Annotated in this window: 1 protein-coding gene; it reads right to left on the bottom strand. The window is 33.4% G+C overall.

Translation table 11 applies throughout. The features are described 5' to 3' along the window. Window positions 1-201: 201 nt before the first annotated feature. Window positions 202-902, bottom strand: a 701-nt coding sequence (locus tag OOA_RS02730; RefSeq protein ID WP_008910596.1) for a T6SS immunity protein Tli4 family protein, incomplete at its 5' end; no start/stop codon positions are given.

Genomic DNA, 902 nt, shown 5'->3' on the forward strand with positions numbered 1-902 from the left:
TGAGATCGACTTCACGAGTTAACCAAAAGAATGCGGAAATAATAATGATGCTGATTGTTATGAACCATATTTTAAATTTAGTCAGTCGCACAGACATTCACCTGTTGAATTATTTCCACGAAAGTGATTTGGTATAAATGAATATTAATATCAAATTAGCATGATAATAACGAAACCCGTATATCATCATATGATAAACTATCAAAAGGCATTCGGGCGATAACGTAATGAATTAACAATTCTATCCCATATTTCCACCATTTGAGCATCACTGTAAGTTGTAAATCTATTCACATTATTGAGTTTAACTAACACTCTCGGGGTTGTTAACGTTGCGGTTTCTTGATTTGCATAAAGCCAAAATTGATAGTAAGGCATATTAGGAATTTTTTTGTTTTCCTCTTCTGAATATACTTCTTGCTTACCTTTCATTAACCACTCTTGAGAAGGTAATCCGTTTGGTAATAAATTTTCTTTTTTTATCGTTTGCATACTTTGTTGACCCATTGCAGAATTGATTTTAGCGCCTCGACTAAATAAAGTATCACTCGATGCTAGATAGCTGTTATCCACATCTACAGATAATAGCAGTTCATTATTTTTATAAATAAATTTTATTTGTTCTTTATGTTTATCACCATCATCCAAAATAAACCCATTAGGAATGCAAACTCCTTTTCCGGTTGGTATTTCATGATCTAACCGTCCACTTAATCGTGAGATAAGCGATTTCATGGCCGCTAGCTTAGCGGGTTTTTCATTTGATTGAAACTCGGTAAATCCTCGACCTAAAAATTCAGATTTCCTCTGTGCATATTTTTTATCAGAGAAATCTCGTATATTTGTTGTAATAATGAATGCAACATGCCCGACATATACATGCGCTTCTAACGTTCGATATG

It is taken from the genome of Providencia burhodogranariea DSM 19968 (assembly GCF_000314855.2).
In the GTDB taxonomy this organism is placed as follows: Bacteria; Pseudomonadota; Gammaproteobacteria; order Enterobacterales; family Enterobacteriaceae; genus Providencia; species Providencia burhodogranariea.